This is a genomic window from Variovorax sp. 20P10.2.4 (assembly GCF_058244205.1).
The window spans coordinates 1-3,065 of record NZ_JBZAYE010000778.1; the positions used below are offsets into that span (position 1 = coordinate 1).

General features: G+C 68.2%; 3 protein-coding genes and 1 pseudogene. 1 reads left to right on the top strand and 3 read right to left on the bottom strand.

What is annotated here, in order from left to right:
* A partial coding sequence (locus AC27VN_RS37340) for a LysR family transcriptional regulator substrate-binding protein (protein WP_490879910.1) occupies positions 1 to 576 on the top strand: 576 nt, incomplete at its 5' end.
* A 6-nt stretch (positions 577 to 582) separates the two neighbouring features.
* Here the strand turns inward: AC27VN_RS37340 and AC27VN_RS37345 are convergent.
* The 3 genes and pseudogenes from AC27VN_RS37345 to AC27VN_RS37355 all read right to left on the bottom strand — a co-directional run.
* Positions 583 to 1,227, bottom strand: coding sequence for an ANTAR domain-containing response regulator (locus AC27VN_RS37345; protein WP_490879911.1), 645 nt, complete (start codon positions 1,225 to 1,227; stop codon positions 583 to 585).
* 308 nt (positions 1,228 to 1,535) lie between these two features.
* The gene (locus AC27VN_RS37350) at positions 1,536 to 2,690 is read right to left on the bottom strand and encodes an ABC transporter substrate-binding protein (protein WP_203203608.1); all 1,155 of its coding nucleotides are present in this window, start codon (positions 2,688 to 2,690) and stop codon (positions 1,536 to 1,538) included.
* 96 nt (positions 2,691 to 2,786) lie between these two features.
* Positions 2,787 to 3,065 (bottom strand): annotated as a pseudogene (locus tag AC27VN_RS37355) (hypothetical protein); the annotation flags it as partial.

Consider the following 3,065-nt stretch of genomic DNA (forward strand, 5'->3'; position numbering starts at 1 on the left):
GTCGACCTGCTGCCGCAGGTGCTCGAGGCGCTGGGCGCGCAGGACGCGGGCATCGACGTCGAGGTGGCGATCCTCGGCTCGGGCGAGGCGCTGGCGCGGCTGGCCGCGGGCACGCTCGACATCGGCCTGGTGGCGCTGCCGCAGCCGCCGCTGCGCGACCTGGTGTTCACGCCCTGGCGCACGCAGCCGATGATGGCCTTCGTGCCGCAGCGCACGAAGGCGCCCAGGCGCGTCACGCCGGCCTGGCTGGCCGAGCAGCCGTTGATCTTCAACGACGCGACCACCCACATGTACCGGCTCACGATGGAGTGGTTCGCGGCCGCGGGCTTCGCGCCGCGCGCGCGCATCGAGCTCAACTACGACGCGGCCATCCGCAGCCTGGTGGCGGCCGGCTATGGCGCCGCGCTGTTGCCGCTGCAGCCGACGACCGACGCGGCGCTCGGGGAGCGCATGCAGATCCTGCCGATCGTGCCGAAGCTCACGCGCCGCCTGTGCATCGCGCACCGGCCGCGTGCGCTGCTCGACGGCGCCACGCTGCGGGTGCTCGAGGTGCTGGCGGGTTTCCGCCAGGCCTGAACGGCCTCACGAAGCCTCGGGCTTGCGCGCGCCGAGCGAGAGGATCTCGTTGGCGTTGACGATGGCGGCCGCGATCTCTTCCATGGTGGTGCGCTTGCTCATCGCCTGCTCGCGGATCAGGTCGTAGGCCTGGCCTTCCGACACGCCGTGCGTCTTCATGAGAATCGCCTTGGCCTCCGCGAGCTGCCGCACGCCCAGCAGCTTGGCCTCGGTCTTGCGCAGGCGCCGCGCGAGCGAGCGGTTCTGCTTGTGCGCCTCGCGCGCCACCACCAGCGCCGACAACAGTCCGAAGGAGCGCACCGGCGAGGGCAGCACGGCCTTGGCGCCGATCTCGAGCACGGCCTCGACGATGGTCGGGTTCTCGTAGGTCACGACGGCGATGATGGCCGGCGCATCATCGCTCTTGGTCCATTCGAAGCGCAGGTTGATGAAGTCGGGCTGCACCGCCATGAAAGCCACGTCGATGCCCTCGGGCAGCGCCTGCACCGGCGGCCAGAAGGCCTGCACCTGGCAGCCGATGCGCTGCAGTTGCTGGGTGAGCTGGCGGCCGTCGCTGTCGTCGGGGTGGATGACTGCGATCTTCAGCAGGCGCAGTTCTTTGAGCTGCGGTGGGGTCACGCGCAGGGTGTGTCTCTTGGGGGGGCTTTCCACTTTCAGGCCTCTTGTTGTTGGTCTTGAGGCTTTTGTTCGGGGCGCGTGCACAGGACAGCGGGTACTTCCCTCCGCGAATGTCCCCCGCCCTTCGGGCTCCTCCTTGATTTCGCTGCGGGAAGCACCCACTGCCCTGTGCACGGGGACGCTCGGGTTGTGCGGCCGGTTCGACCGTCGTGCCCAGGCTCACGTCGATGGGGTACTCCCCGCAGCGAAATAAAGGAGGAGGCCGCAGGCCGGGGGACATTCGCGGAGGGGAGTACCCCGTCGGCGTGAGCCCCCTCACAACGGTAGAAAGCACGTTCCACCTAGACCTCCAGCGTATCGAGCCGAGCCGTCCAGTCCCCGAGCGAATGCGTCACCAGATAGGGATCGGGATACACGGCACGCGTAGCCTGCCGAACGATGGTGAACTGCCCCTGCGCATCCACGCGCCCGATGCGCGGATAGAGACAGGTGTGGTGGTTCGTGGGATCGATCTTCACCCGCCCCTGCGGCGCATCGAACTCGGCCCCCAGGATGTGCGGCAGGATCTCCGCGATCCCGTCGCTGCCCGCCTGCGCGAAGGCATTGGCGTAGATGTGCATCTGGAAGTAGGCGGCTTCCCAGCACAGGTTGGGTACGCAGCCGTCGCCGAAGCGGGCGCGCAGTTGCGCCAGGCAGCGCTGGTTGGCCGGCGAGTCGATCGACTGGAAGTAGGGTGCCGCCGTGAAGTGCCCTGTCGCCACTCCGCGCCCCATCTGCGAGATCTCGGCTTCGGAGGTCGTGAGGCTCGCGATCGGCATGCGCTTCGGGTCGAAGCCGGCCTCGGCATAGGCGCGGTACAGGCTCGCGGTGGAGTCGCCCACCACCGTCGAGAAGATGAAGTCGGGCTGCTTGTCGCGGATGTCGGCCATGATGGCCCGGTAGTCCTTCTCGGTCGCGTCGAGCGCCGCGTAGTGCTCGCCGAGTTTTTCGCTGCCGGGGCGCTGCATCACCAGCTCGCCCATGATCCGGTTCGACTCGTAGGGGTAGATGTAGTCGGAGCCGATCAGGTAGACCCGCGCGCCGAAGTTCGTCGTCATGAACTCCGCGAGCTGCACGCTGTTCTGGTTGGGCGCCGCGCCCGTGTAGATCACGTTGCCCGAGTACTCGAAGCCCTCGTAGAGCGTCGGATAGAACAGCAGCTTGTTCCACTTCTCGATCACCGGGATCACCGCCTTGCGGCTGCTCGACATGTAGCAGCCGAAGATCACGTTGACCCGGTCCTGCACGATCAGCTTCTCGGCCAGCTGCGCATAGCGCGCCGGGTTCGACTGCGGGTCGTGGCGCACGGCCACCAGCTCGCGGCCGTCGATGCCGCCGGCCGCGTTGATCTCCTCGATGCCGAGCAGCGCGCCCTGCAGCTGCGACAGGCCGATGGTCGAGGTGACGCCGGTTTCCGAATAGAGGATGCCGACGCGGATGGGATCCTTGTCAGCCATGGGCGGTCGTCCGTGAGGGGTGAGGGGCCGTCATGTCTTTTCTGTCTCGTGTGGGATTCGTTCGGGGCTCCACCCTATCGCAGTTCGATGCTTTCGTCAGTGGGCCGCGGCCAGCCGCGCGCTCATGCGCGCGAGCCGCGCGGGCAGGCTGCGCGCATCGTCGGCGATGCAATAGTTGCGCCAGCCGAAGATGCGCCGCACATAGGCGTCGGCCGCGGCATCGACCGCGATGCAGGCGGTGCGCACGCCCGCGCCGCGCGCCTCGGCCACCGCTTCGCGCGCATCTTCGACGAGGTACTTGGGATCGTGCACGTCGATGTCGGCGGGTGCCCCGTCGGTCACCAAAAGGATCGCGCGCTGGCCGGTGGGCTCGTC

What these genes read in the sequence shown, in the direction of transcription:
- AC27VN_RS37350 (WP_203203608.1), bottom strand. Translation starts at nt 2,690, where the DNA reads ATGGCTGACAAGGATCCCATCCGCGTCGGCATCCTCTATTCGGAAACC.